Source organism: Pseudomonas sp. JDS28PS106, from assembly GCF_036706555.1.
In the GTDB taxonomy this organism is placed as follows: Bacteria; Pseudomonadota; Gammaproteobacteria; order Pseudomonadales; family Pseudomonadaceae; genus Aquipseudomonas.
This window is the reverse complement of sequence record NZ_JBAJGT010000006.1, coordinates 95,894-121,131: the sequence shown is the minus strand read 5'-3', so window position 1 is coordinate 121,131 and position 25,238 is coordinate 95,894. Positions and strand designations below refer to the sequence as shown.

The following is a 25,238-nucleotide window of genomic DNA, read 5'->3' as shown; positions in this document are numbered from 1 at the left end:
GCCATAGGCGAAAAAAGGGTTTTAACCGTCAGTCGTGAGGCAAGTCAGGCGCCTAGAATCGCGCCTTGGGAGTTGCCATCGGAATCGCGCCGGAACCGTCCAGAGGGACGAAACGGTCCTGCTCAGCGTCATAGGCGAGAATTTCGCTGGTCTCGATGCTGTAGACCCAGCCGTGGATGAACAATTGTCCGCTTGCCAGCTTGGCGGCAACGGATGGATGAGTACGAAGATGCTGCAGCTGGGAAATGACGTTTTCCTGGGTCAGGACATGCATGGTTTCATGCTCGCCTTCGCAGTTGCAGTTCTGCTCCACCACGGTGCGTGCGACTTCGGCATGACGCAGCCAGGCTTTTACCGTCGGCATCTTTTCCAGACTGTCGGGGTTGAGCACCGCGCGCATGGCGCCGCAGTCGGAGTGACCGCAGATAATGATGTGTTGCACGCCCAGCGCGCCTACCGCGTATTCGATCGCGGTGGAAACGCCGCCGTTCATCTGGCCGTAAGGCGGCACCACGTTGCCGACGTTACGCGTGACGAAAAGATCGCCCGGCGAGCTTTGGGTGATGAGTTCGGGAACGATGCGCGAGTCAGCGCAGGTGATGAACATGGCCCGGGGCTTCTGAGCCGTAGCCAGCTTCTTGAACAGTTCTTGCTGCTGGGGAAATACTTCATGGCGAAAATGCATGAAGCCATCCACGATGTGCTGCAACGCTACTTCGGCACTCTCTGCGTGTTCACTTTTTGCCGAAGTAGCCGATGGCTGTTTATCCATGTCTCTCATGTCTGCATCCTCTGACGGATTGATGTGGATTATTCATGCTTTCACTGACCAAACCGGATGACCCCTTGTTTGGCATGACGATCATGTCCGTTGAAGGTTGCCCGAGGCGTCGATCCGAAATCGCAGGCTAACCCGCGAAGCTTAAATCAAACTGAAGGAACCGCTCTGGCCCGTGGCTGACGCAGGCATGACGCCAAAGGTCACAGCAGCGACATCTGTCCTCCAGGCGGGCAGAAGGCGGTGCAATCGAGCTTCAGCGCTTCGCGACCCTCGAATCCCAGGCGTTTGACTGCCATGGCATAGCGTTTCGCCAGAAGATCGGCGAAGACACCCTCGCCGCGCATCCTGGAACCGAAGCGGCTGTCATACACTTCACCGCCCCGGCTCTGACGAATCAGACTCATGACATGATCCGCGCGTTGCGGGTAATGCGTCTTCAACCATTCGTCGAACAACGGCGCCACTTCCAGTGGCAGACGCAACATCACATAGCTGGCGCTCAGTGCACCCGCCGCCCTGGCTTCGCGCAGCAACGCCTCAAGCTCGCTGTCATTGATCATCGGAATCATCGGCGCGCACAGCACGCCAACGGGAATGCCGGCGTCGCGCATGACCCGGATTGCGCGCAGACGCGCCTTGGGTGCTGCCGCCCGGGGTTCGAGAATGCGCTTGAGCTCGTCGTCGAGCGTCGTCAGGCTGATGAAAACCGACACCAGGCGCAGCTTCGCCAGTTCGGCGAGCAGATCCAGATCACGCAGGATCAGCGAGCCCTTGGTAATGATGCTGACCGGATGCCGATAGCGCAGGAGCACTTCCAGCGTCGCGCGAGTGATTCGCTGCTCGCGCTCGATGGGCTGATAGGGGTCCGTATTCGCACCGAGGGTAATAGGCGCGCATTTATAGCCGGGTCTGGACAGCTGCTGTTCGAGGAGGGCGGCAGCGTTGGTCTTGGCGATCAGCTTCGTTTCGAAGTCCAGGCCGGGGGACATGTCCCAATACGCGTGGCTGGGCCGGGCAAAGCAGTAGATGCAGCCATGCTCGCAGCCGCGATACGGGTTGATCGAGCGATCGAACGGGATATCGGGCGAGCTGTTGCGGGTAATGATGGTCTTGGCGGTTTCGAAAATCACCTCCGTGCCCTGGGTAAGCGGCACCTCTTGATACCAGCCGTCGTCTTCCGCCACCGAATGGCTCGGGGCAAAGCGGTTATGGGGATTGGTGACGGTTCCGCGACCGCGAAGCGAACCGGGACTGTGCATGAGCGAGATCCTGATACTGTTCATTCGTACAGTACCGTAAAGCGACCGGGCGCTCCATCGCCAGACCTTGAAAAAGCGCGTCAGCTGACCGAAGGCATGGGCCAGGATCCTCGCGTTCGCATATTCGGAGGCGGCTTCCACTGAAATAACAGCAACTATCTGTACGGATTATGGATATCAACCTATAACCGCTTATAAGGTGGACGAAACTGCATTGACAGATCACTCTTGCACATCCCTAGATTACGAATAAACCGGGACTGGATAAACAGCCACCTGTCATTTTTGTCAGTAGACCGATCTTCCACTTGGGACTAGTGTCTGAATTCAGGCTGGCGTGGCATATGGCATCGGCAACCTTTACCTGAACGCGAGGTGAGTGATGGCTCTATACGAGGTTCGGATATCGACTGAAGATGTAGAAGACTTTGACAACCCCGTAGTAACGCTTGAACTTTATGAAGATGAAGAGTTGCTGTACGACGCGTCGGTCTATTCATCCAACAGCAATGGCGAACTCAATGCCGTCCGCTGTTCCCGTAAAGAGAACTTCCGGACATTTCTGGCGCTTGCCAAAACCTTCCAGGAAATCAGCTTCGGACCGGGCCGATACAATTAGAAAAGACCCGCCGGAACGCACGACCTTCATCAATGATCGTTCTCATACCGAAGTATGAGAACAATCACTTGGCGTCTACCGGATACTGCGGGAAGGGAACGGCAGGCGTTCCCCTTCCCGTTGCATCATTGCGGTTTCTTCAGCTTGGGGTTCGGAAAGAACTGCACGCCCTGCACTTTAGGATCGATCGCTTTCACGGCGATCTTGTTGACCCGGGTGCCCAGTTCCTTGGGAACCGACAAGCCCTGTTCGTTGAGTGTGTCACTGTAGCCGCAACCCACGCATTCGCGATGGGGCACGTCGTTTTCGCTCCACATCATCAACTTGTCCGGTTCGCTGCACGCCGGGCAGACAGCCCCGGCGATGAAGCGTTTCTTGGTGACAATCACCGGTGCATCCGTCATGCCGCCACTTCCTCAGTCAGACCGCTATGGCGCAAGAGTGCGTCAATCGAAGGCTCGCGTCCCCGGAAGTCGACGAACAGCACCATCGGCGCCTGCGAGCCACCGCGGGCCAGAATGGCTTCCCGGAACGCACGGCCGGTCTCGGTATTGAGGATGCCGTCCTCTTCGAACTTCGAGAAGGCATCGGCCGAGAGCACTTCAGCCCATTTGTAGCTGTAGTAACCCGCTGCATAGCCCCCGGCAAAGATGTGCGCGAAGCTGTTGGGGAAGCGGTTGTACGCCGGCGGACGCATGACCGAAACCTCATCGCGAATGCCTTCGAGCACGTCCAGCACGCTGCGGCCGTCGCCATGGGTGGCGTGCAGTTCGAAGTCGAACAGCGAAAATTCGAGCTGACGGACCATCATCAACCCGGAGTGGAAATTTTTCGCCGCCAGCATTTTCTCCAGCAGGTCCTGAGGCAGTGCTTCACCCGTTTCGTAGTGACCGGAAATCAGCGCCAGACCTTCAGGCTCCCAGCACCAATTTTCCATGAACTGGCTTGGCAGCTCGACCGCATCCCAGGCAACACCGTTGATGCCGGATACGCCAGCATGCTCGATGCGCGTCAGCAGGTGGTGCAGGCCATGCCCGAATTCGTGGAACAGGGTGGTGACTTCATCGTGGGTCAGCAGCGCGGGTTTGCCCGGCGCGGCCGGTGTGAAGTTGCACACCAGATTGGCGACCGGGCTCTGCAAGGTGCCGTCAGCGGTGCGGCGGCGGTCGCGGGCGCCGTCCATCCAGGCACCGCCACGCTTGTTGGCGCGGGCATACAGGTCGAAGAAGAAGCGGCCGACGTGTTGGCCGTTTTCCTTGATTTCGAACAGTCGGACATCCGGATGCCAGCTGTCGAAGCCTTTCTGCTCGGCGATCTCGATGCCATACAGCCGCTGGACAATCGCAAACAGGCCGGTCAGTACCTTGTCGATCGGGAAGTAGGCGCGCAGCGCTTCCTGAGACACGCTGTAGCGTTGCTCACGCAGCTTCTCGGCATAGAAACCGGTGTCCCAGCTCTGCAAATCCGGGCAGCCCTGCTCAGCGGCGAACGCCTTGAGCTCTTCGAGATCCTGCACGGCGAACGGCTTGCTGCGCTTGGCCAGATCGCGCAGGAAGCTCAGGACCTGGTCGCTGGACTCGGCCATCTTGGTCGCCAGGCTCAGCTCGGCGTAGTTGGCATAGCCCAGCAACCCGGCCAGCTCCTGACGCAGGTCGAGGATCTGCTCCATGACCGGGCCGTTGTCGTTGTTGCCGGCGTTTGGCCCCTGGTCAGAGGCGCGCGTGCAGTACGCGGAATACACTTCCTCGCGCAGAGCCCGGTCCTCGGCGTAGGTCATCACGGCGTAGTAGCTGGGGAATTCCAGGCTGATCAGGAAGCCTTCCAGATCCTTGGCCTTGGCCGCCGCAGCCATCTGCTGCTTCGCGGACTCGGTGAGGCCGGCGAGGGCCGACTCGTCGGTTACCAGCTTGGTCCACGCCTGAGTCGCGTCGAGCAACTGGTTGGAAAACTGGCTGCCCAGCTCCGACAGTTTGCTCTGCACTTCGGCATAACGCTTTTGCTGTTCGGGGGGCAGGTCGATACCCGACAGGCGGAAATCGCGCAGCGCCTGTTCAAGGATGGTTTTCTGCGCGACATCGAAACCGGATGCTTCGGGGCTGTTGACCAACGCCTCGTAGGCCTGGAACAGCTCGCGATTCTGGCCCATTTCGGTAGAGTAGGCGCTCAGCGCGGGCAGGCACGACTCATAGGCTTCACGCAGCTCGGCGCTGTTGCAGACGGCGTTGAGGTGACTGACCGGGCTCCAGGCGGCGCCCAGACGATCATTGAGCTCGTCCATGGTGAGCACCAGCCCGTTCCAGGTCGGCGTCGAACCCTGCGTGGCCAGAATATCGGCGATGGCCGCGCGGTTATCGGCCAGGATCTGGTCGATGGCAGGTTTGACATGCTCGGCGCGAATCGCCGAGAAAGGAGGCAGGTCGTAGGGTTGCAGAAGAGGGTTGTTCGCGCTCACGGTTTTGCACCTTGGCTGGAAGAAACACTCAGGCATCTTAATTACAATCGTCGCCGACCGCAGCATTGAAACCCGCATCACCCCCCTATCATTGCCAGAGAAGGAGTCTATCGTGGCCATACGCAAGTTCCGGGATCACACGCCAGCCCTTGGCGAGCGAGCGTTCGTCGATCATTCGGCTGTCGTGATCGGTGATGTAGAAATCGGCGCCGACAGCTCGGTATGGCCGCTGACCGTGATTCGCGGCGACATGCACCGTATCCGCATCGGCGCGCGTACCAGCGTGCAGGACGGCAGCGTGCTGCACATCACCCATGCCGGGCCGTTCAACCCGGACGGTTTTCCGCTGCTGATCGGCGATGAGGTGACCATTGGCCACAAAGTCATGCTGCATGGCTGCAAGGTCGGCAACCGCATTCTGATCGGCATGGGCAGTACGATCATGGACGGCGCGGTGGTCGAAGACGAAGTGATCATCGGCGCGGGCAGCCTGGTGCCGCCCGGCAAAGTGCTGGAAAGCGGATATCTGTACGTGGGGCGCCCGGTCAAGCAGGTTCGGCCACTCACCGAGAAAGAGATCGCGTTCTTTCCCTATAGCGCGAGCAATTATGTGAAGCTCAAGGACCAGCATCTGGCCGAAGGTTTCGACCAGCCTTGCTGACCCTCCAACAGAACGGCATGACCATGCATTATCAGAACATCCTGTTTGACCTCGACGGCACGTTGACCGACCCGCGCCTGGGCATCACCCGCTCGATCCAGTTCGCTCTGGCGCGCATGGGCATCGACGAGCCCGACATCACCCGGCTGGAACATTTCATCGGCCCGCCATTGCTACAGGCTTTCATGCAGTTCTACGACATGGATGAAGCCCGTGCCTGGGAAGCAGTCGGTCATTACCGGGAGCGCTTCAAGGTGACCGGGCTGTACGAGAACATGGTGTTCGAGGGCGTGCCGGCTCTGCTGGAAACCCTGGCCGGGCAGGGCAGGACGCTTTATATCGCGACCTCCAAGCCCTGGCTGTTCGCCCGCGAGATCGCCCGGCATTTCGATTTCGCCCGGCACTTCAAACTGATTTACGGCAGCGAGCTGGACGGCACCCGCACCGACAAGGTCGAGCTGATCGCTCACCTGTTGGCCGAAGAACAGCTTGATCCGGCGCACACCTTGATGATCGGCGACCGCAAACATGACCTGATCGGCGGCCTGCGCAACGGGCTGGACGTCGCGGCGGTGGGCTATGGCTTCGGCAGCCACGAAGAGCTGACGGCGGAAAAGCCGACCTATCACTTTTCGACCCTGGCCGAATTGCATGAGGCCTTTGTGGCGATGCCTGACGCGTGATCGCTGATCGCCAGCAAGCTGGCTCCTACGGATCGTTCCCATGTGGGAGCCAGCTTGCTGGCGAGGCTACAACCGGTCGATCGGGATTTTCAGGTACCGCACGCCGTTCGCTTCCGGTTCGGGCAGGTGGCCAGCGCGCATGTTGACTTGTACCGAAGGCAACATCAGGACCGGCATGTCCAGGCTGGCGTCGCGGGTTTCGCGCATCTGCACGAAGCTGTCCTCGTCGATACCGTCCCGGATATGAATGTTGGTGGCCCGTTGTTCCGCCACGGTCGTCATGTACACCAGGTCGCGCCCGTCGGGTCGGTAGTCGTGGCACATGAACAGACGCGTCTCGTCCGGCAGTTCGAGTATCCGGCGGATCGAACGGTAAAGCGTACGCGCGCTGGCCCCAGGAAAATCGCAGCGCGCCGTGCCGTAGTCGGGCGTAAACAGCGTGTCGCCCACGAAAGCCACGGCTTCACCCTCGGCTTCGACCACATAAGTCATGCAGGCCGCGGTATGTCCGGGCGTATGCAGCGCTCGCGCCTGCAAGGTGCCGATGGCGAACGTCGACTCATCATCGAGCAGCACATCGAACTGGCTGCCGTCACGAGCCACCTCACCGGCATTGAACAGCGGGACGAACACTTTCTGCACCCGGTCGATACGGCTACCGATCGCAGTGCGACCTCCAACCTGCCGTTGCAGATACGCGGCAGCCGAAAGGTGATCAGCATGGACATGGGTTTCGAGAATCCACTGCACCGATGCCTGCAGCGCCCCGACGCGCTCTACCAGGCGATCAGCGGAGGTGGTGGAAGTGCGGCCGGATTTGGGATCGTAGTCAAGGACGCTGTCGATCAGAGCGCATTGTCGACTGGCGCGGTCCATCACCAGATAACTGATGGTGGACGTTCGATCATCGAAGAATGCTTCTACCTGAAGCCTGTCGTTGATGTTCATTGGCATCCCCCTGAAATGAGCCGGCGTATCCGCAACCGCAGCAAGGCGACTGGCGATGGTCAGTTCGAAGCACTGTTTTCCACTGTGCCACGATCCGCCGGCGATTACAGCCCGATACGAAGATCTCGCGTACGGGGCCGTCTTGAACGAGCGCGCCACTGGGGGAGTGACGGCGCTCGTACAAGCTGTGAAGCTTATTTGAACGTGACAACGCCACCGGCGAGGGATTCGACCCGCGCCAGGGACTCGACGCGATAACCCTGGGCGTCCAGTTCGGCACGGCCGGTCTGGAAGGATTTCTCGATCACGATGCCCAGACCGACGACCGTCGCGCCCGCCTGCTTGATGATCGAGATCAGCGCCTGGGATGCCCGGCCATTGGCCAGGAAGTCATCGATGATCAGCACCTTGTCGCTGCTGTTCAGGTGGCGCGGCGAAATGGCGACAGTGCTTTCGGTCTGCTTGGTGAACGAGTAGACCGTGGCCGACAACAGGTTTTCGGTCAGCGTCAGCGACTGATGCTTGCGGGCGAAGATCACCGGCACGCCCAGCTTGAGGCCGGCCATGATAGCCGGCGCAATGCCCGAGGCTTCGATGGTGACGATCTTGGTAACGCCCGAATCGGCGAACAACCGGGCGAATTCATCTCCGATGTCCTTCATCAAGGCCGGGTCGATCTGGTGATTCAGGAACGCGTCGACCTTCAGTACCTGGTCGGACAGTACGATGCCTTCTTCACGGATCTTGGTGTGCAGTGCTTCCACTTGGTTTCCTCGGTGCGCTGTCGCGCGGTCAATGATCAATATTCTGAAGCGCCTAGCGTTTCAACATGGCGCGGATGTCCGCCAGCGCGGTGTTGCCACGCACGGCCTTTACCTCGGGAGGTGTGTCGTCGTTGCCTTCCCAGGCCAGATCGTCAGGGGGCAGTTCATCGAGAAAGCGGCTGGGCGCGCAGTCGATGATCTCGCCGTATTGCTTGCGTTTGGCGGCAAAGGTGAACGCCAGAGTCTGGCGCGCCCGGGTGATCCCCACGTACGCGAGACGTCGTTCTTCCTCGATGGTATCGGCTTCGATACTGGAGCGATGCGGCAGGATTTCCTCTTCCATACCCATGATGAATACGTAGGGAAACTCCAGCCCCTTGGAGGCATGCAGGGTCATCATCTGCACGCCTTCGGCACCCTCTTCCTCTTCCTGCTGGCGTTCGAGCATGTCGCGCAGCACCAGCTTGCCGATGGCTTCTTCGATGGTCATGCCACCGTCTTCGTCCTTTTCGAGCGTGTTCTTGAGCGCTTCGATCAGGAACCAGACGTTGCTCATGCGGTAATCGGCAGCCTTGTCGCTGGAGCTGTTCTGGCGCAGCCAGTTCTCGTAGTCGATGTCCATGACCATGCTGCGCAACGCCGCGATGGGGTCATTCTGCGCGCATTGCTGGCGCACGCCGTCCATCCAGTGCTTGAACCGTTGCAGGCGCTCGGTGAACCGGCTGTCCAGATGCTCGCCGAGGCCCAGCTCTTCGGTCGCGGCATACATCGACACCTTGCGCTGGGTCGCGTAGTTGCCGAGCTTCTCCAGAGTCGTCGAGCCGATTTCCCGGCGCGGCACGTTGATGACCCGCAGGAAAGCGTTGTCGTCGTCCGGGTTCACCAGCAAGCGGAAGTAGGCCATCAGGTCCTTGACTTCCTGACGTCCGAAAAAGCTGTTGCCGCCGGACAACCGATACGGGATCTGGTGATGCTGCAACTTCAGCTCGATCAGTTTGGCCTGGTAGTTACCGCGATAAAGAATGGCGAAATCGCTGTAAGGCCGGTCGGTGCGCAAGTGCAGCGTGAGGATTTCCATCGCCACCCGCTCGGCTTCGGCGTCCTCGTTGCGGCAGCGGATCACGCGAATCTCGTCGCCATGGCCCATTTCCGACCACAACTGCTTTTCGAAGGCATGCGGGTTATTGGCAATCAGCACGTTGGCGCAGCGCAGAATACGGCTGGTAGAGCGATAGTTCTGCTCCAGCATGACCACCTTGAGCGAGGGGTAGTCTTCCTTGAGCAGCATGAGGTTTTCCGGTCGCGCGCCGCGCCAGGCATAAATCGACTGGTCGTCGTCGCCTACCACGGTGAACTGGCAGCGCGTGCCGATCAGCAGCTTCACCAGCAGATACTGGCTGGCGTTGGTGTCCTGATACTCGTCCACCAACAGGTAGCGAACCTTGTTCTGCCACTTTTCCAGAATGTCGGCGTGCTCCTGGAAGAGCTTCACCGGCAGCAGGATCAGGTCGTCGAAATCCACCGCGTTGTACGCCTTGAGCGTGCGCTGATAGTGGGTATAGACGATGGCCGCCGTCTGTTCCTTGGGATTGCGGGCGTTCGCCAGGGCTTCCTCGGGCAGGATCAGGTCGTTCTTCCAGGCGCCGATCATGTTCTTGATTTCGTCGATGCCGTCGTCGCCCGAGTACTCCTTCTGCATGATGTCCGTCATCAGCGCCTTGACGTCGGTTTCGTCGAAGATCGAGAAGCCGGGCTTGTAGCCCAACCGCACATGCTCCTTGCGGATAATGTTCAGCCCCAGGTTATGGAAGGTCGAGACCGTCAGGCCGCGACCTTCGCCGCTTCTGAGCAAGGTGCCGACGCGCTCCTTCATCTCGCGCGCCGCCTTGTTGGTAAAGGTCATGGCGACGATGTACTGGGCACGAATGCCGCAGTTCTGGATCAGATGGGCGATCTTGCGGGTGATTACGCTGGTTTTGCCGGAGCCGGCGCCGGCGAGCACCAGAAGAGGGCCGCCGACGTAGTTCACGGCTTCCTGCTGCCGAGGATTGAGTCGGGACATGACGATAAGAGGGATCGTGTTACGAAATGGGCGGGCATTTTAGCAGGCTCGCACCATCTGTGCGGCGCCATCGTCGCCGATAGTCGGTGAGAACTGCTATCTAATTCCGCTAATTTTGTTACATTTGCCGGCGACGCGAATCTCCGTGCACCCACTGCGGGTGTGGCCATTGGTTTTTTCCTTTGCATTTAGGGAGTTACATTGCCCAGGCCTGTCGAATCCTTGCAGCTGCTACTGCTGGCAAAAGAACCAGCATGGTCAACGCTGCTGCGCGATTGCCTGGGTTCCCCGGGTGACGAGATCACGTTATTTCAGGCGACCGACTGGGAGGCCCTGCGCCCTCGCTTCGTAGAGCATCGCAATGCCGTAGTGCTGGCGACGCCGGAGCTACTACCCGCCAAAGGCACGTGCAGCCTGCCAACCGTGGCCTTGCTCGACGAAGAGCCACAAGTCGGGCCCTTTGCCGTCAGCGACTGGCTGGTGCGCGGCGCGCTGACAGGCGACAGTCTGCGGCGCTGCCTGCGCCATGTGCTCGAGCGCGCAATGCTCGAAGACGCGCTGCGCCGTCTGGCTGGACAGGATCCGTTGACCGGCATCGTCAACCGTCAGGGCTTTCATGCGCTGCTGGCGGCACGCCTGGCCGAAGGTTCTCGTTTCACCCTCGGGCATCTGGATCTGGACAATTTTCGCCGTACCAACGATGCGCTGGGCCACCAGGCCGGAGACCGGCTGATTCTGCAAGTGGTCGCCCGGCTCAAGAACGAGCTCTCGGCGAGCGATCATATTGCTCGCCTGGGCGGCGACGAGTTCGCCCTGTTGATCGACACCCATGAGCGGCCGCAGCGAGCCGCGCAACTGGCCGAGCGCATCACCGATACATTGTCCGAGCCTTACTGGATCGATGGCGAAAGCCTGTTGATCGGTTGCAGCCTGGGACTGGCCCACGCGTTCGAAAACAGTGCCGCCGATCCTCTGATGTGGCATGCCCATATCGCGATGCGTCAAGCCAAGAGCATCCAGGGCTGCACGTTCAAAACGTTCGACGAACGCATCAACCGCAACGCCCGCAGCCTCGCCGACCTCGAAGGCGAATTGCGTCGCGCCCTGCGCAACGATGAGCTGGAATTGCACTATCAGCCACGCCTGTGCATGAAAAGCGGAGTAATCGTAGGCCTGGAAGCGCTAGTGCGCTGGCGTCACCATGAGCGCGGCCTGCTGCCGCCCGGTGAGTTCATACCGCTGGCCGAGCAGAGCGGGCTGATCGTGCCGTTGGGTTACTGGGTCATCTATCGCGCGCTCAGGGACATGCAGGCGCTGCGCGAACAGGGCTTCGCGCCCTTGCACATGGCGATCAATCTGTCGTTTCGCCAGTTCCAGGACAGCCAGTTGCTGGCGACCCTGAACCGGCTGATCGTCGAACACGCGGTGGATGCACGCTGGCTGGAGTTCGAGCTGACCGAAACCGCTGTCATGCGCCGCAGCGAGCAGGTCCGGCAGACCATGGAGGCCTTGCGACGGCTGGGCGTGCGTTTTTCGCTGGACGATTTCGGCACCGGATTCTCGTCCTTCATGCACCTGAACAGCCTGCCCATCACGCTGCTCAAAATCGACAAAAGCTTCGTCGGCGAAATGGAACAACGCGCCGAAAACCGCAAGCTGGTACATGCCATGATCAATCTGGCCCACAACCTCAAGCTCGAAGCCGTCGCGGAAGGTGTGGAAACCCCCGGGCAGCTGGAGCTGTTGCGCGGTTTCGGCTGTGATCAGGTGCAGGGCTATCTGATTCGCAGGCCGCTGCCGCTGGCCGAACTGATCGACTATCTGGGCACCAACGCGCCCCAGGCCATGGTCAACTGAGAGAGCGGCATGCCGCTCAGTCCGGCAACGCCTCTTTCAACGAAGCGCGCTTGATCAGCCGCGCGGCCTTGTATTCGAATGCGTAGGTCAGTGCTGCCGCGGCGCACAGCAGGCCCAGCGCCAGGCCCCACCAGACTCCGGGTGCTCCCATCTCTGCCGGAAAACCCAGCAACCAGGCGGCAGGTGCCGAGATCAGCCAGTAGCAGCCCAATCCGATGAAGAACGTCGTCTTGGCATCTTTCAGGCCGCGAATCGCACCCATGGCGATGCTTTGCACCCCGTCGAACAGTTCGAACCAGGCGGCGATCGCCAGCAATTTGCCCGCCAGCACCACGATGTCGGCGAACTGAGGATCGTTGATGTCGAGAAACAGCCCGATAATCCAGTGCGGCGCCAGCCAGAACAGCAGCCCGAAACTGAGCATCACCGCGCCTCCGAAGCCAATGCCGACGCGCCCGGCCGTCCGGACCAGCGCGGCGTTTCCGGCCCCGTAGTGATGGCCGATGCGCATGGTCACGGCGTAGGAGATACCGACCGGAATCATGAACGCCATTGATACCGACTGCATGGCGATCTGATGCGCCGCCATCTGCGTGCTGCCCATCGCCCCCATGCAGAACGCCGCGAACGTGAACAACCCGACCTCCACCGCATAGGTGCCGCCGATAGGGAGTCCCAGGCGCCACAGCTCAGCCAGATGACTGCGCGAAAGACGGCGCAACCCCTTGTGGATCGGCCATGCCGCATACGCGGCGCTCCAGCGAATATGGAGTGCCAGCGCCAGCGCCATGCAGTTGGTCACGATGGCCGTGACCAGGCCGATGCCCATCAGGCCCAGGTTCGGCAGCCCCATCCAGTTGTGGATAAGCGCATAGTTGAGGACATAGTTGGCGGCCGCGCCGACCAGACTGATCACCATCACCGGGGTCGCACGTCCCAGGGCGCTGGTAAAGCCGCGCAACGCCATGAAACTCAGCAGCCCCGGTAGCGCCAAGGGCAGAGTGGTCAAGAATTGAGCAGCCATATGGACGTTGGCTTCGTCTTGCCCGAATCTGAGAAGCACTGGCTCCAGATTCCACAGCAGCAAGGCTGCGACCAGCGCCATGCCCCAGGCCAGCCACAAGCCGGCCTGAGTCAGGCGCGTTGCCCCTTGATCGTCGCCCGCGCCATGGCGGATCGAGACCAGCGTACCGACCGCCGCCATGACCCCGACGCAGAAAAACGAAACGAAGCTATAGGTCGCTGCGCCCAGCCCGCCGCCGGCCAGGGCTTGCGGTCCGATCTTGCCCATCATCACGGTGTCGGTGAACACCATGAGCATATGCGCCAACTGTGACGCGATGAGCGGCCCGGCGAGACGCAGGATGATCCAGAGTTCTTTGAAGGCGGGCTGCTGCATGACGAAACGCTCTGATGCATGGCGGACTGAAGAGCCTGCTATTCTGGGCATTCCTCCGCTGCGGCGCAAAGCGATAAATCCGATTGCTCGCATGACTAATACTCATGCAAGGCGCTTTGGCGTACAGTTCGTTTTTCGCCGACAGGAAGTCCGGAATGTCCCGCAGTCTCCCTCCTTTATATGCACTTCGTGCCTTCGAAGCGGCGGCCCGCCATGCATCGTTCACCCGCGCCGCCCAGGAGCTGTCGATTACCCAAAGCGCGGTCAGCCGTCACATTCGCACGCTGGAAGATCACTTCGCCTGTCGGCTGTTCCAGCGTCACGGTCGCCATCTGCAACTGACCGAAACGGCGCGGGCTCTGCTTCCCGGTGTACGGGACGGTTTTCAAGCCTTGGAGCGGGCGTGCAGCATGGTTCGCGCAGAAGAAGGCATCGTGCGCATGAAAGCACCCTCGACCCTGACCATGCGCTGGTTACTGGCACGCCTCAGCCGGTTCCGCCATCTTCAGCCCGGCAATGAAGTGCAGCTCACCAGCGCCTGGATGGATGTCGACTCGGTGGACTTCGCTCATGAACCTTTCGACTGCGCCATTCTGCTGAGCCGTGGACATTTCCCGCCGGAATGGGAGGCGACCTTGTTGTTCCCCGAATGGTTGATCCCGGTTGGCGCGCCCGCGTTGCTCGATGAATCCCCTTGGACGGTGCAACGTCTCGCGGCGGCGGAACTGTTGCATCCGACCCCCGACAGACGAGACTGGCGCAGATGGCTGGAGCGGACCGGGCTCGCCGGCCAGGTATCGCTCAAGGGCGGTCAGATTTTCGACACGCTGGAACTGGGCATGATCGCTGCCGCCCGTGGCTATGGCGTCTCCATCGGCGACCTGCTGATGGTGGCCGAAGACGTGGCTCAGCGCCGCCTGAGTCTGCCTTGGCGCACGGCAGTATTCAGCGGCGAAAATTATTACCTTGTCTGGCCCCGGACACGGCCGGGAGCCGAACAAATGCGCCGCCTGAGCGACTTCCTGCAAAGTGAAGTTCAAGCAACAGCGCTGCCTGATGTCGAATTGTTACAGTAAATAGTGGCCTTTTGACTGCGCTTAGTGGGGATCTTCTGCTAATGTCCGCGCGCTGAACTCAAGTATCGGCCTTGCGTGCCGAACTATGAGACGAGACGCCGTTCATCCTGTAACGGTAAGTATCCTAACTAAAATAAATTTGCCGGATGGTCGCCGCGGAGCAGGCGAGCCCAACCACCCGGCTCGGAGTCGTTATGTCCAAGCCCCGTGCCCGAATTGCGACGCAACTCGGTATTGCTTTGGCTGTGATTTTGGCAGTGGTCATCAGTGGCAGCACGTTGTTTGCCCTTAGATCCCTGGATTCATCGAACCTTGTCATTCGCGAAGAACACATGGGCAGCGAAGCGCGCCTGCTCGCCGACCAGCTGGCGACTTTTCACAGCACCTTGCGCGACAGTACGCAGCGTCTGAGCGGCTTGTTCGAAAAGCGTTTCGCGGCGGGATTGACCCTGCGTCCCGACCAGAGCTTTTCGGTTGCCGGCAGCCAGACGCCCGGCCTGTTTCTTGGCGATCATGCGCTGAACAATGACTTCACCGAAGTCGACGAATTCCGCCGCCTGACAGCAGGCACCGCGACGATTTTCGTGCGTCGCGGCGATGACTTCGTGCGCATCAGCACCTCGGTGACCAAGCAGGACGGCTCCCGCGCCATCGGCACGACCCTCGATCACCAGAGCCCGGCTTACAGCCGACTCATGGCCGGCCAGGAATACGTCGGCAAGACTGTGTTGTTCGAACGCAACGTCATGACCCAGTATTCGCCTGTGCGTGACACAAGCGGCGGGATCATCGCGGCGCTCTATGTGGGCTTCGACTACACCGATGCGCAGAACACCCAGTTCGAAAACCTGCGTAAATTCCGTATCGGCAAGACCGGCTCGCTGGCTCTGCTGGACGACAAAGGCAACTGGCTGGTAGCGCCAGCGGGTATCAAGTCGCCTGCCGAGGCTGCCAAGGCAGTGGCCGATGTCGTCAAACAGCCCGGCAAGGGTCAGTTCTGGCAGGAAGGCGGTCAGGAGTTCTACAGCGTCGGCCACACATTCAGCGGCGGCCCCTGGACCGTGTTGTCGAGCATGCCGCATGACGAAATCAGCGCAGTCACCTGGAACGTGGGCACTCAGTTGGCCATCGGCAGCCTGTTGGCCATGCTGATCGCGGTAGGCAGCGCCATCTGGCTGCTGCGCAGCAAATTGCGTCCACTGTCCGAGCTGGTTCGTCAGGCTGACGCGCTGGGTGCAGGCAACCTCAGCGTGCGCTCCAACGTCACCAGTCAGGACGAAATCGGCCAGCTCGCAGGCAGTTTCAACAAGATGGGCGAGGCCTTGTCTTCGATGGTGTCGCACATCCGCACGGCAGCTCAGGAAGTCAGCACCCGTGCCCACGCGCTGTCCGGCATGTCCGGCGGCGCCTATGAAGGCATGGAACAGCAGTCCGGTGAAATCACCAGCATGGCCGGCGCGGTCGAGGAGTTCAGCTCCACGTCCATGAACATCGCCGACAACATGAGCAATACCGAGCGCCTGGCGCAGGAGAACGCCCAGCAGACCCGCATCGGCCGGACCTCGATGGAAGAAGCGTCCTCGTCGCTGCAACAGATCGCCTCGTCGCTCAACAGCACTGCGACCGTCATCGACACCCTGGGCCAGCGTTCCCAGGAAATCGGCAGCATCGTCGGCGTGATCACCTCGATTGCCGAACAGACCAACCTGCTGGCACTCAACGCGGCTATCGAAGCGGCACGGGCCGGTGAACAGGGTCGCGGATTCGCGGTAGTCGCCGACGAGGTTCGCAGCCTGGCATCGCGTACCCGTCAGGCCACCGACGAAATTTCGGGCATGATCGCCAGCATCCAGCAGGAAACCGGCAATGCGATCAGCACCATGCAGCAGGGCAACGTCCTGATGCAGGAAGGCTTGTCGCGCAACGCGAAAGTCGCCGCCGCCCTGGCCCAGATCGACGAACAAAGCCGCTCTGCAGGCTTGCAGTTCGCCGCCATCACCACGGCCACCCAGGAACAGAGCAGCACCGCGACCATGCTCAGCAGCAACCTGCAAAGCATTGCCATGGCCAACAGCGAACAACGCGAAGTCGTTTCCAACCTGGCGATCACGGCCGAGGAGCTGAACTCGCTGGCGGGGCAGCTGCGTAATGAGGTTGATCGGTTTCGGTAATCCACATCCAGCAGGCCCGTCATGAGCCGACGGGCCACTGCAGGGCTGTATGCAAAACGCGGAGTATCAAAACCTTCGCGTCCATTTCGGTGTAAACCACCACATAGCAGGGATGAACGACCATCTCGCGAGTTCCTGCTACACGACCTGTCCGGTATTGCCTTGGCTGCGCAGCCAGAGCCGTTACTCTGATTTGAATCCTGTCGTTGAAGCGCTTCGCCGCGTCGGGATTTTCGTCGGCAATGTAGCTGAGAATTTCTAACAAATCCTGCTCGGCCAGGGCGCTCCACTCAACTTCCGCCACGACGTTTCCTGTCAATCAGCACCTGGGCTTTCTGCATGACCTGATCGTGAGAGGTTGGGGGCCGAGGATCATCGAGCGCCTCCCTGACCTTCGCTCGGAACCACTGATCATAGGTGGCTTCGTCACTGGTAAAGCCTGGCGGCAGCGCACCTTCACGGGCGACACGGGTCAGGAGGATGCGAACAGCATCGGAAATCGTAAGTCCGAATCTCGCGAGATTTTCAGTCGCTAGCACTTTCAGTTCATCGTCTATGCGTACATGCAACATGGATGTCTTGGCCATCATGGTGGGTCTCCTGAAAATGACTGACCCAGCATGTATCTCAAATGAGATACATGCAACGACGCTTTTTCGGGGAGCGGTGAGCGAAGAGAGAGCATAGAGGTCTGAGGGTGCCGCTACTGTCGGCACGAGCCGCTCGTCGAGACAGCCTTCTCCGACGCGTTGAGTGGGACGTTTCACAGGTCTTTTCCCATAGCCCATGACCGCTTCACTGGCTCGACGGCCGATACTGCAGCGCCTCCGCCAGATGCTCACGCTTGATGGCTTCGACCTGCTCCAGATCCGCCAGCGTTCGCGCGACTTTCAACAGTCGGTGCGCGGCCCGCAATGACAGCGTCAAACGCTCGCACGCGGTTTCCAGCCAGCTTTCGTCGGTGCTGGACAACGCGCAGTGTTGGCGCAGGCCTGTAAGGTCGAGAAAAGCATTGGGACATCCCTGCCGACGTTGCTGCCGTTCACGCGCCTGGGCGACACGCGCGGCGGCGCTGGCGGTGTCATCTCCGGTCTGCGGGATGTGGTGAAGGGCAGTGGTCTCGCGGGCGACAGTCAGATGCAGGTCGATGCGGTCCAGCAGCGGACCGGACAGTTTGTTGCGGTAGCGTTCGACCTGCTCGGTCGAGCAACGGCAGCGCCCGGTGGGCTCGCCCAGATAGCCGCACGGGCAGGGATTCATGGCCGCCACGAGCTGGAAGCGGGCCGGGAAGCGCACCCGGTCGCGCGCTCTCGCAATCACGATATGCCCCGACTCCAGCGGCTCGCGCAAAACCTCCAGCACGCGCCGATCGAACTCAGGCAGCTCATCCAGAAACAGGACGCCGTGGTGAGCGAGGGTTATCTCGCCAGGTTGCGGGCGGCTGCCGCCTCCCACCAGCGCCGGTCCCGATGCGGAATGGTGCGGTTGGCGAAACGGGCGCTGCGGCCAGCAATCCAGGGGCGTCTGGCTGGCAACCGACTGAATGGCCGCGACTTCCAGTGCTTCGCACTCGTCCAGCGGAGGCAACAGACCGGGCAAGCGGCTGGCAAGCAGAGTCTTGCCGGTTCCTGGCGGTCCACTGAACAGCAGGTTATGGGCGCCTGCCGCAGCGACCACCAGTGCTCGCTTGGCAGCGATCTGGCCCTGCACTTCGTTGAGATCGGGGTAAGGCCGTGCTCGAGCAATGAGGCCGTGCGCCTGATACGGCGCAATCGGTGTTCTGCCGTTGAAATGCGCGACCAGCTCCAGCAGGTGGTTGACGGCAATGACGCGCAATCCAGAGGCCAGACAGGCCTCCTCGGCATTCGCCGCCGGCACTATAAGCGTGCGCTCCGCATTACGAGCCGCCAGCGCCGCCGGCAACACGCCCTGCACAGCACGAATCGCGCCCGACAACGCCAGCTCGCCAAGGCACTCGATATCCTGCAGCGCCGTCAGTGGCACTTGCCCGCTGGCGCCCAGCAAGCCCAGGGCGATTGCCAGATCGAAGCGCCCGCCATCCTTGGGCAGGTCCGCCGGCGCCAGGTTGAGCGTGATGCGACGGGCCGGGAAATCCAGTCCGGAATTGAGAATGGCGCTGCGCACCCGGTCCTTGCTTTCCTTGACCGCGCCTTCGGGCAAGCCCACCAGCGTCAGCGCCGGGAGACCGTTGGCAAGGTGAGCTTCGACGGTTACGGCAGGGGCTTCCACGCCCACCTGGGCTCGGCTGTGAACAATGGCCAGAGACATGATTCGTTCCTTGAAAGTGCGACACAGGCCATCGTGCGACATTCAAGGGCAGGGCGAGCGAGGGAATGGCTACAGAGTGTAAACGCCATCATGAGGGGCAGATGGCGTTCCAAAACGAGACGTGCGAATCAGCGAGGGTCGGACAGGCGATCCGCCTCGGTCGATGCGGCGGTTCTTTCTTCCATTTCTGCCACCTTGGCTTCCAGCGCCTCCAGGCGCGCGCGAGTCCGGGCCAGGACGGCCATCTGGCTGTCGAATTCTTCGCGGCTGACCATATCCAGCTTGCTGAAAGCACTGTGCAGCAGCGCCTTGAACTGGGTTTCGAATTCGTTACGAGGCAGAGGGTTCTCGCCATTGAACAGGCGAGAGGCGTGGCCGCTCAAGGCGTCCAGAAAAGCTTTTGGCGCAAGCATGTGCATTCTCCCGATTCAGATTGGGCGGCAGTGTAGCACGCCCTGCCCAGGCCATTTTTCAGCCATCCCCATGCACAACTATCGGGCAGTCAGGCGTGCACGCGCGCACTATTGTTGTGCGCACAGTCGCTACAAGCGACCTTCCAGCCTATGTAAATCGGTCGGGTGGCCCGGTTTTCATGGCTGCGCATGAACTGGCAAGCTTTCTGCTTAGAGGCAAGTGACCCATGCACTGATGCAGTCGCTGTGACTAAGGCAGTGCGGCAGGCGGAGCGGGGAATGTTTCGTCAGAAGCGGTTTTCTGGAGTTGGTCCGGCTCATCCGGCGACCGACGCGTTACAAAGCCAGGCACTGCGCTTAGACTTGAGTCGGGTTTGTTTTCCTGGGGCAAGTCCATCAATTCGGGAGAAAGTTTCATGAAGCTAGTCACTGCAATCATCAAGCCGTTCAAGCTGGACGACGTTCGCGAGTCGTTGTCGGAAATCGGCGTGCAGGGCATCACCGTCACCGAGGTCAAAGGCTTCGGTCGCCAGAAGGGTCACACTGAGCTGTACCGCGGTGCTGAGTACGTAGTCGACTTCCTTCCCAAGGTGAAGATCGATGTCGCCATCGACGACAAGGATCTGGATCGCGTGATCGAGGCCATCACCAAAGCGGCCAACACCGGCAAGATCGGCGACGGCAAGATTTTCGTGGTGAATCTCGAGCAGGCCATTCGCATCCGTACCGGCGAAACCGATACCGACGCGATTTAAGCCGCCACCCCCAAGAGGGTGTTTACAAATAGGCGAGCAAGCGCAGCCATTTTGTAAGCACCCTCCAAAGCCCCAGGAGAAAAAATATGACTCTGCGTCAATTCGCAGGGCTAGGAGCCCTGTTGTCCCTCGCATTACCTGGTATGGCCCTGGCGGCTGACCCGGTTGCCGAACCTGTGCTCAATTCCGGCGATACCGCCTGGATGCTGACCGCGACCGCACTGGTCCTGTTCATGACCATTCCGGGCCTGGCGCTGTTCTACAGCGGCATGGTTCGTTCGAAAAACGTTCTTTCCGTGATGATGCAATGTTTTGCCATCACCGGCCTGATCAGCATTCTCTGGGTCGTATACGGCTATAGCCTGGCATTCGACACGACCGGCATGGAAGAGGGCGTCGTCAACTTCAATTCCTTCTTCGGAGGTCTGGGCAAGGCGTTCCTGGCGGGCATCACGCCATCGAGCATCACTGGCTCCGCCGCCCTGTTTCCGGAAGCGGTATTCGTCACCTTCCAGATGACGTTCGCCATCATCACCCCGGCGCTGATCGTCGGTGCCTTTGCCGAGCGCATGAAGTTCTCCGCGATGCTGGTGTTCATGGGCATCTGGTTCACGCTGGTCTACGCACCGATCGCCCACATGGTCTGGGGCGGCGTGGGCGGCCTGATGTGGGACTGGGGTGTCCTGGATTTCGCGGGCGGTACCGTGGTTCACATCAACGCCGGTATCGCCGGTCTGGTCGCGTGCCTGGTACTGGGCAAGCGTAAAGGTTTCCCGACCACCCCGATGGCTCCGCACAACCTGGGTTACACCCTGGTCGGCGCGGCCATGCTGTGGATCGGCTGGTTCGGCTTCAACGCCGGCTCCGCCGCGGCAGCCAATGGCACTGCGGGCATGGCGATGCTGGTTACCCAGATCGCAACCGCCGCGGCGGCACTGGGCTGGATGTTCGCTGAATGGGTAACCCACGGTAAGCCAAGCGCATTGGGCATCGCCTCCGGCGTGGTTGCCGGTCTGGTCGCGATCACTCCGGCCGCCGGTACCGCTGGCCCGATGGGTGCTCTGGTGATCGGCCTGGCTTCCGGCGTGATCTGCTTCTTCTGCGCCACGACCCTCAAGCGCAAGCTGGGCTATGACGACTCGCTGGACGCTTTCGGCGTGCACGGCGTCGGCGGCATCGTTGGCGCGATCCTCACCGGCGTATTCGCGGCCCCGGCACTGGGCGGCTTCGGTGCCGTGACCGACATCGGCGCACAGGTCTGGATTCAATTCAAAGGCGTCGCCTTCACAGTGGTCTACACCGCTGTCGTGACCTTCATCATCCTCAAGGTGCTGGACGTGGTGATGGGGCTGCGTGTCACCGACGAGGAAGAGTCTGTCGGACTGGACCTTGCGCAACACAACGAGCGTGGCTACAACTTGTAAGCGGCTACTGTTGCGAAAACGAAAATGCCCGGTCTCCGGGCATTTTTTTTGTCTGCCTCATGTGAATCAACTGCCGGTTCGCGCTGTCATTGATGTTGCCGCCGTAACGGATTCCAGCGGTTCGACAAGGTCCATCCAGAGGAACCCCAGAGGTTGCTGTCAACTCGTCCGAAAGCCGCAGTATTGTGAGCTTTGCTTTTTTTGCAGGCGAGTTAGAATGCGCGCCGAACGTACGGAGAACGGTATGTGGCATCAATCCAGAATTACCCTCAAGGCTCGACCTCGCGGGTTTCATCTGGTCACTGACGAGCTGCTCGCCGGCTTGCCCGAGTTGCGCGGTTGCCGTGTCGGCCTGCTGCACTTGTGGCTGCAACATACCTCGGCCTCGTTAACCGTCAACGAGAACGCCGATCCGGCGGTACGTCGTGATTTCGAGCGTTTTTTCAGCCGTCTGGTACCGCAGGGCGCCAGCGGTTACGAACACAACGACGAAGGTCCTGATGACTTGCCGGCGCACTTCAAGGCCAGTCTGCTGGGTTGCCAGTTGGTTTTGCCGGTAACGGCAGGACGACTGGCGCTGGGTACCTGGCAAGGTATCTATCTGGGCGAGCACCGTGATTCAGGCGGCGCCCGCAACGTCCTGGCCACCCTTCAGGGTGACTGGACATGATCGCCAGACAAGGCGATTTTGAATTTTTTCCGACAGCCTTGGATTTTGAGGCTGCTGGGCTATAACTAATCTGCTTTCGCAAGTCATGAGGTAGAACATGAGCGACGACGACAACGATGATCTGGTAGATGACCTGGAAGGCGAGGACGACGGCGAGGAGCTTGCTGCTGCTCCCGAAGACGACGCCTCCGACGCTGATGACGGTGCTGAAGTTGCGGCCACACCCGCCAAGGGCAAGGCCAAGGCTGCAATATCGGTCGATGAGCTGCCCAGCGTAGAAGCAAAGAACAAGGAGCGTGATGCTCTTGCCCGCGCCATGGAAGAATTCCTGGCTCGGGGTGGCAAGGTGCAGGAAGTGGAACCCAACGTGGTCGCCGATCCGCCCAAGAAGCCTGACAACAAATACGGCAGCCGCCCTATCTGAGGGCAGTAAGGTCGTATGAAAAAAGCCCGCTGTCGCTGCGGGCTTTTTTTTGCGCATTGCCCGTCGTAGGAGCCAGCTTGCTGGCGATTAACCGTGCACGTTTTTTCAGGCAGTACGCGTCATTGTTTATCGCCAGCAAGGCGGAACGCCGCCCCGGTGGCTCCTACAAAGGGAAGCGCAGCGGGTAAGTCTTACGGATTCACGCCCAGCGACCCAGAACCTCCGGCAACTGCGACAGGTTGTGGATCTCCGCATCCGGCAGTCTGTCAGCGTCCCACACCTTGCCTTGCGGGTTGTACCAGATGGCGCGCATGCCCGCTTGCTGGGCGCCGGCGATGTCGTCGCTGGGGTGGTCGCCGATATGCACCGCCACGCTGGCGTCGACGTTGGCTCGACGTAGCGCTTCGAGGAAGGGCGCGGGATCGGGTTTGCCGATTCCAAGATCCTCGGCGCACAGGGCGAACGAAAAGTAATCGGCCAGACCCAGCCGGCGCACGTCTGCGTTGCCGTTGGTGATGACACCCAGCATGAAGGTCTTGGCGAGGATTTCCAGGGTCGGTTGCACGTCCGGAAATATCTGCACCTGATGCCGCCCGTGAAGGAACACTTCGAAACTCTGCTCGGCCAGGTCTTGTGCTTGCTCAGCGTCATAGCCCGCGTCTTCCAGCGCGTGATAGAGCACCTGACGGCGCAGGGCGCTGATGCGATGTTTGTACGAGGGCTCGGCCTCGATCAGCCGCGTGCGGATTTCCCACAGATGCTCGACCGGCACCGGCCCCAGCAGCGGTGCATGCTCGGTGAGCCAGTCGCGCAATGCGGCCTCGGCGCCGACCAGCGCCGGGGCGGTGTCCCAGAGCGTGTCGTCCAGATCGAACGTGATGAGCTTAATCATGGGCAGATCCTTTGCGTTTGGCGCGGGGATGGGCGCCATCGTATACCGACGCCAGATGCTGGAAGTCTAGATGGGTATAGATCTGCGTGGTCTTGATATCGGCATGGCCGAGCAACTCCTGGACGGCGCGCAGATCCTGCGACGACTCCAGCAGATGGCTGGCGAACGAGTGACGCAACATGTGCGGATGCAGGTTTTGCCCCAGTTCGCGCTCTCCGGCGGTCCGAAGCCGCACTTGAATAGCCCGCGGCCCCAGACGAGTACCTTTCTGGCTGACGAATACTGCGTCGTCTCTGGGGTTGGTCAATGCGCGCAACGGTAACCAGGCCTCCAGCGCCCGGCGAGCCTTGCTGCCCACAGGCAGGACGCGTGTCTTGCTGCCCTTGCCAAGCACCTGTATCAGCCCGGCACCCAGATCGAGTTGATCAAGGTTCAGTCCGGCCAGTTCAGACAACCGCAGCCCGGAGGAATACAGCAGTTCGAGAATGGCGTGATCGCGACGGCCCAGAAAATCATCTTCAACGCCGCCATCGAGCAACTGCGCGGTGCGATCAGTGTCCAGCGTCTTGGGCAGCCGGCGCTCGCCCTTGGGCGGAGACAGCCCGTTAGCCGGATCATGCTCGCAGATACCTTCACGGTTCAGGTACTGGTACAGACCGCGTACCGCCGAAAGCAGGCGAGCCAGGCTTCGGGACGACTGTCCCTGATGATGCTGGCGGGCGACGAAACTGCGCAGATGCTGGATATCCAGGTCCGCCCAACTGGCGACGCCGGCCTGCTCGCACCAGGCAACGACCTTGTTCAGGTCACGCCGATAGGCATCCAGCGTATGCGGCGAAACCTGACGCTCACTGCGCAGGTGCACGCAGTAGGCATCCAGGTGGCGCTCCATGCCTCAGCGGACCGAGCGCAAGGAGTGAGTGAAACGCGGTACCAGCCGGCTCAGCACATCGGCGATATAACCCAGGAACAGCGTACCGACCGAGCTTTTGTAGTGCTGAGGGTCGCGACTTCCGACCGCCAGCACGCCGTGCAGACCCAAGTGGCTGAGGGTCACGAGGGCGGCCGATCCGACTTCCTGGCTCTGCTCCGCGCCGAACAGGAACGCCAGCTCGTGCTCGCGCAGCGCTCCGCAGACCGTCTTCTCGCCGATCAGTCCGCCGATGGCCTTCTGAGCCTCGGCGCTGCTGGTCCAGCGCCCGACGGCGGCAGGGTTGTCACTGAACAGAATCAGGCTGACGAAGGGGACCTTGAAGTCCTGACGCAGGCTGTCTTCAACGGCAATGATCAGCTCGTCGAGGCTGGTGGCATCCATCAACGCAAGATTGAGGCGACGGGTCTTTTCGAACAGCCGATCGTTGTCCCGCGCCACGTCCATCAGCTGGGACAGACGATGCCGCATTTCGATGTTGCGCTCGCGCAGGAGCTTGAGCTGACGTTCGACCAGCGACACGGTGTCGCCGCGCTGATGCGGGATGCGCATCGAAACCAGCAGCTCATCGTGTTCGGCGAAGAATTCGGGATGCTGGAGCAGGAAGGCGATGACGGCCTCCGCTTCAAGTTGGGGCGCTGCGCTATCGGCAGGCGATTCGCTGGTGTTGCCGGTTGAAGCCGGAGGCTGATCGGTCATCTCGTCTGC

Annotated in this window: 25 protein-coding genes and 1 pseudogene; 11 read left to right on the top strand and 15 right to left on the bottom strand. The window is 60.8% G+C overall.

Features of this window, described 5'->3' with window-relative positions; genetic code table 11:
• Positions 1-52 precede the first annotated feature (52 nt).
• Both TRP66_RS11935 and TRP66_RS11930 read right to left on the bottom strand, forming a co-directional pair.
• Complete coding sequence (locus TRP66_RS11935) at positions 53-781, bottom strand: carbonic anhydrase (RefSeq protein ID WP_333402387.1); 729 nt, start codon at positions 779-781, stop codon at positions 53-55.
• A gap of 200 nt (positions 782-981) precedes the next feature.
• Positions 982-2,040, bottom strand: a complete 1,059-nt coding sequence (locus TRP66_RS11930; protein WP_333402385.1) for a PA0069 family radical SAM protein — start codon at positions 2,038-2,040, stop codon at positions 982-984.
• 382 nt (positions 2,041-2,422) lie between these two features.
• Between TRP66_RS11930 and TRP66_RS11925 the strand changes: the two genes are divergently transcribed.
• Entirely contained in the window at positions 2,423-2,659 is a 237-nt protein-coding gene (locus tag TRP66_RS11925) for a hypothetical protein (protein WP_333402383.1), read from the top strand.
• 125 nt (positions 2,660-2,784) lie between these two features.
• Here TRP66_RS11925 and TRP66_RS11920 read toward each other — a convergent pair whose 3' ends face one another.
• Complete coding sequence (locus tag TRP66_RS11920; RefSeq protein ID WP_333402381.1) at positions 2,785-3,063, bottom strand: YheV family putative zinc ribbon protein; 279 nt, start codon at positions 3,061-3,063, stop codon at positions 2,785-2,787.
• Positions 3,060-5,147: an oligopeptidase A gene (prlC, locus tag TRP66_RS11915; protein ID WP_333402379.1), complete on the bottom strand. Its 2,088-nt coding sequence runs from the start codon at positions 5,145-5,147 to the stop codon at positions 3,060-3,062. Before prlC ends, TRP66_RS11920 begins: the two co-directional genes overlap by 4 nt.
• Before the next feature lie 76 nt (positions 5,148-5,223).
• Here prlC and TRP66_RS11910 point away from each other — a divergent pair, with 76 nt between their 5' ends.
• Positions 5,224-5,772, top strand: a complete 549-nt coding sequence (locus tag TRP66_RS11910) for a gamma carbonic anhydrase family protein (protein WP_333402377.1) — start codon at positions 5,224-5,226, stop codon at positions 5,770-5,772.
• Between the two features lie 23 nt (positions 5,773-5,795).
• On the top strand, positions 5,796-6,455 hold the full coding sequence (locus TRP66_RS11905) for an HAD family hydrolase (protein ID WP_333402958.1): 660 nt from the start codon (positions 5,796-5,798) through the stop codon (positions 6,453-6,455).
• 66 nt (positions 6,456-6,521) lie between these two features.
• Here the strand turns inward: TRP66_RS11905 and TRP66_RS11900 are convergent, their stop codons facing one another.
• From TRP66_RS11900 to rep, 3 genes are all read right to left on the bottom strand, one after another.
• Positions 6,522-7,403, bottom strand: a complete 882-nt coding sequence (locus TRP66_RS11900; RefSeq protein ID WP_333402375.1) for an MBL fold metallo-hydrolase — start codon at positions 7,401-7,403, stop codon at positions 6,522-6,524.
• A gap of 194 nt (positions 7,404-7,597) precedes the next feature.
• Positions 7,598-8,167 carry a xanthine phosphoribosyltransferase gene (locus tag TRP66_RS11895; RefSeq protein WP_333402373.1) on the bottom strand — a complete coding sequence of 190 codons (570 nt, stop codon included), beginning with the start codon at positions 8,165-8,167 and terminating at the stop codon, positions 7,598-7,600.
• Positions 8,168-8,219: 52 nt separating this feature from the next.
• Positions 8,220-10,229, bottom strand: coding sequence for a DNA helicase Rep (gene rep, locus TRP66_RS11890; RefSeq protein WP_333402371.1), 2,010 nt, complete (start codon positions 10,227-10,229; stop codon positions 8,220-8,222).
• Positions 10,230-10,430: 201 nt separating this feature from the next.
• Between rep and TRP66_RS11885 the strand changes: the two genes are divergently transcribed.
• Entirely contained in the window at positions 10,431-12,086 is a 1,656-nt protein-coding gene (locus TRP66_RS11885; RefSeq protein WP_333402369.1) for a putative bifunctional diguanylate cyclase/phosphodiesterase, read from the top strand.
• Positions 12,087-12,102: 16 nt separating this feature from the next.
• On the opposite strand, the gene TRP66_RS11880 is transcribed toward TRP66_RS11885, so the two are convergent.
• A complete protein-coding gene (locus TRP66_RS11880) occupies positions 12,103-13,485 on the bottom strand; it encodes a NorM family multidrug efflux MATE transporter (protein WP_333402367.1) in 1,383 nt (460 codons plus the stop codon).
• Between the two features lie 155 nt (positions 13,486-13,640).
• On the opposite strand from TRP66_RS11880, the gene TRP66_RS11875 reads away from it, so the two are divergent.
• The 3 genes and pseudogenes from TRP66_RS11875 (at position 13,641) to TRP66_RS23585 (ending at position 16,732) form a co-directional block, all read left to right on the top strand.
• Positions 13,641-14,561: a LysR substrate-binding domain-containing protein gene (locus TRP66_RS11875; protein WP_333402365.1), complete on the top strand. Its 921-nt coding sequence runs from the start codon at positions 13,641-13,643 to the stop codon at positions 14,559-14,561.
• A 146-nt stretch (positions 14,562-14,707) separates the two neighbouring features.
• A pseudogene (locus TRP66_RS23590) lies at positions 14,708-15,877 on the top strand (Cache 3/Cache 2 fusion domain-containing protein); the annotation flags it as partial.
• Positions 15,872-16,732: a methyl-accepting chemotaxis protein gene (locus TRP66_RS23585; protein WP_442965199.1), complete on the top strand. Its 861-nt coding sequence runs from the start codon at positions 15,872-15,874 to the stop codon at positions 16,730-16,732. The pseudogene TRP66_RS23590 and the gene TRP66_RS23585, both read left to right, overlap by 6 nt.
• 19 nt (positions 16,733-16,751) lie before the next feature.
• Here the strand turns inward: TRP66_RS23585 and TRP66_RS11865 are convergent, their stop codons facing one another.
• The 4 genes from TRP66_RS11865 to TRP66_RS11850 form a co-directional block, all read right to left on the bottom strand.
• Positions 16,752-17,036 (bottom strand): type II toxin-antitoxin system RelE/ParE family toxin, encoded by a 285-nt coding sequence (locus TRP66_RS11865; protein WP_333402361.1) that lies wholly within the window; start codon positions 17,034-17,036, stop codon positions 16,752-16,754.
• Positions 17,023-17,322 (bottom strand): type II toxin-antitoxin system RelB family antitoxin, encoded by a 300-nt coding sequence (gene relB, locus TRP66_RS11860; RefSeq protein ID WP_333402359.1) that lies wholly within the window; start codon positions 17,320-17,322, stop codon positions 17,023-17,025. Before relB ends, TRP66_RS11865 begins: the two co-directional genes overlap by 14 nt.
• A gap of 205 nt (positions 17,323-17,527) precedes the next feature.
• A complete protein-coding gene (locus TRP66_RS11855) occupies positions 17,528-19,021 on the bottom strand; it encodes a YifB family Mg chelatase-like AAA ATPase (protein ID WP_333402357.1) in 1,494 nt (497 codons plus the stop codon).
• A 128-nt stretch (positions 19,022-19,149) separates the two neighbouring features.
• Positions 19,150-19,434 (bottom strand): accessory factor UbiK family protein, encoded by a 285-nt coding sequence (locus TRP66_RS11850; RefSeq protein ID WP_333402355.1) that lies wholly within the window; start codon positions 19,432-19,434, stop codon positions 19,150-19,152.
• A gap of 416 nt (positions 19,435-19,850) precedes the next feature.
• Here TRP66_RS11850 and glnK point away from each other — a divergent pair, with 416 nt between their 5' ends.
• The 4 genes from glnK (at position 19,851) to sutA (ending at position 22,707) form a co-directional block, all read left to right on the top strand.
• On the top strand, positions 19,851-20,189 hold the full coding sequence (gene glnK, locus TRP66_RS11845; RefSeq protein ID WP_002555808.1) for a P-II family nitrogen regulator: 339 nt from the start codon (positions 19,851-19,853) through the stop codon (positions 20,187-20,189).
• Between the two features lie 86 nt (positions 20,190-20,275).
• Positions 20,276-21,613 carry an ammonium transporter gene (locus tag TRP66_RS11840; protein ID WP_333401877.1) on the top strand — a complete coding sequence of 446 codons (1,338 nt, stop codon included), beginning with the start codon at positions 20,276-20,278 and terminating at the stop codon, positions 21,611-21,613.
• A 244-nt stretch (positions 21,614-21,857) separates the two neighbouring features.
• Positions 21,858-22,283, top strand: coding sequence for a secondary thiamine-phosphate synthase enzyme YjbQ (locus tag TRP66_RS11835; RefSeq protein ID WP_333401875.1), 426 nt, complete (start codon positions 21,858-21,860; stop codon positions 22,281-22,283).
• A 97-nt stretch (positions 22,284-22,380) separates the two neighbouring features.
• A complete protein-coding gene (sutA, locus tag TRP66_RS11830) occupies positions 22,381-22,707 on the top strand; it encodes a transcriptional regulator SutA (RefSeq protein WP_333401872.1) in 327 nt (108 codons plus the stop codon).
• A gap of 199 nt (positions 22,708-22,906) precedes the next feature.
• On the opposite strand, the gene TRP66_RS11825 is transcribed toward sutA, so the two are convergent.
• From TRP66_RS11825 to TRP66_RS11815, 3 genes are read right to left on the bottom strand one after another with little or no spacing between them, the layout of a single operon-like run.
• A complete protein-coding gene (locus tag TRP66_RS11825) occupies positions 22,907-23,599 on the bottom strand; it encodes an HAD family hydrolase (protein ID WP_333401870.1) in 693 nt (230 codons plus the stop codon).
• The gene (xerC, locus tag TRP66_RS11820; RefSeq protein WP_333401868.1) at positions 23,592-24,491 is read right to left on the bottom strand and encodes a tyrosine recombinase XerC; all 900 of its coding nucleotides are present in this window, start codon (positions 24,489-24,491) and stop codon (positions 23,592-23,594) included. Before xerC ends, TRP66_RS11825 begins: the two co-directional genes overlap by 8 nt.
• Before the next feature lie 3 nt (positions 24,492-24,494).
• The gene (locus TRP66_RS11815) at positions 24,495-25,229 is read right to left on the bottom strand and encodes a DUF484 family protein (RefSeq protein WP_333401866.1); all 735 of its coding nucleotides are present in this window, start codon (positions 25,227-25,229) and stop codon (positions 24,495-24,497) included.
• Positions 25,230-25,238: the final 9 nt, after the last annotated feature.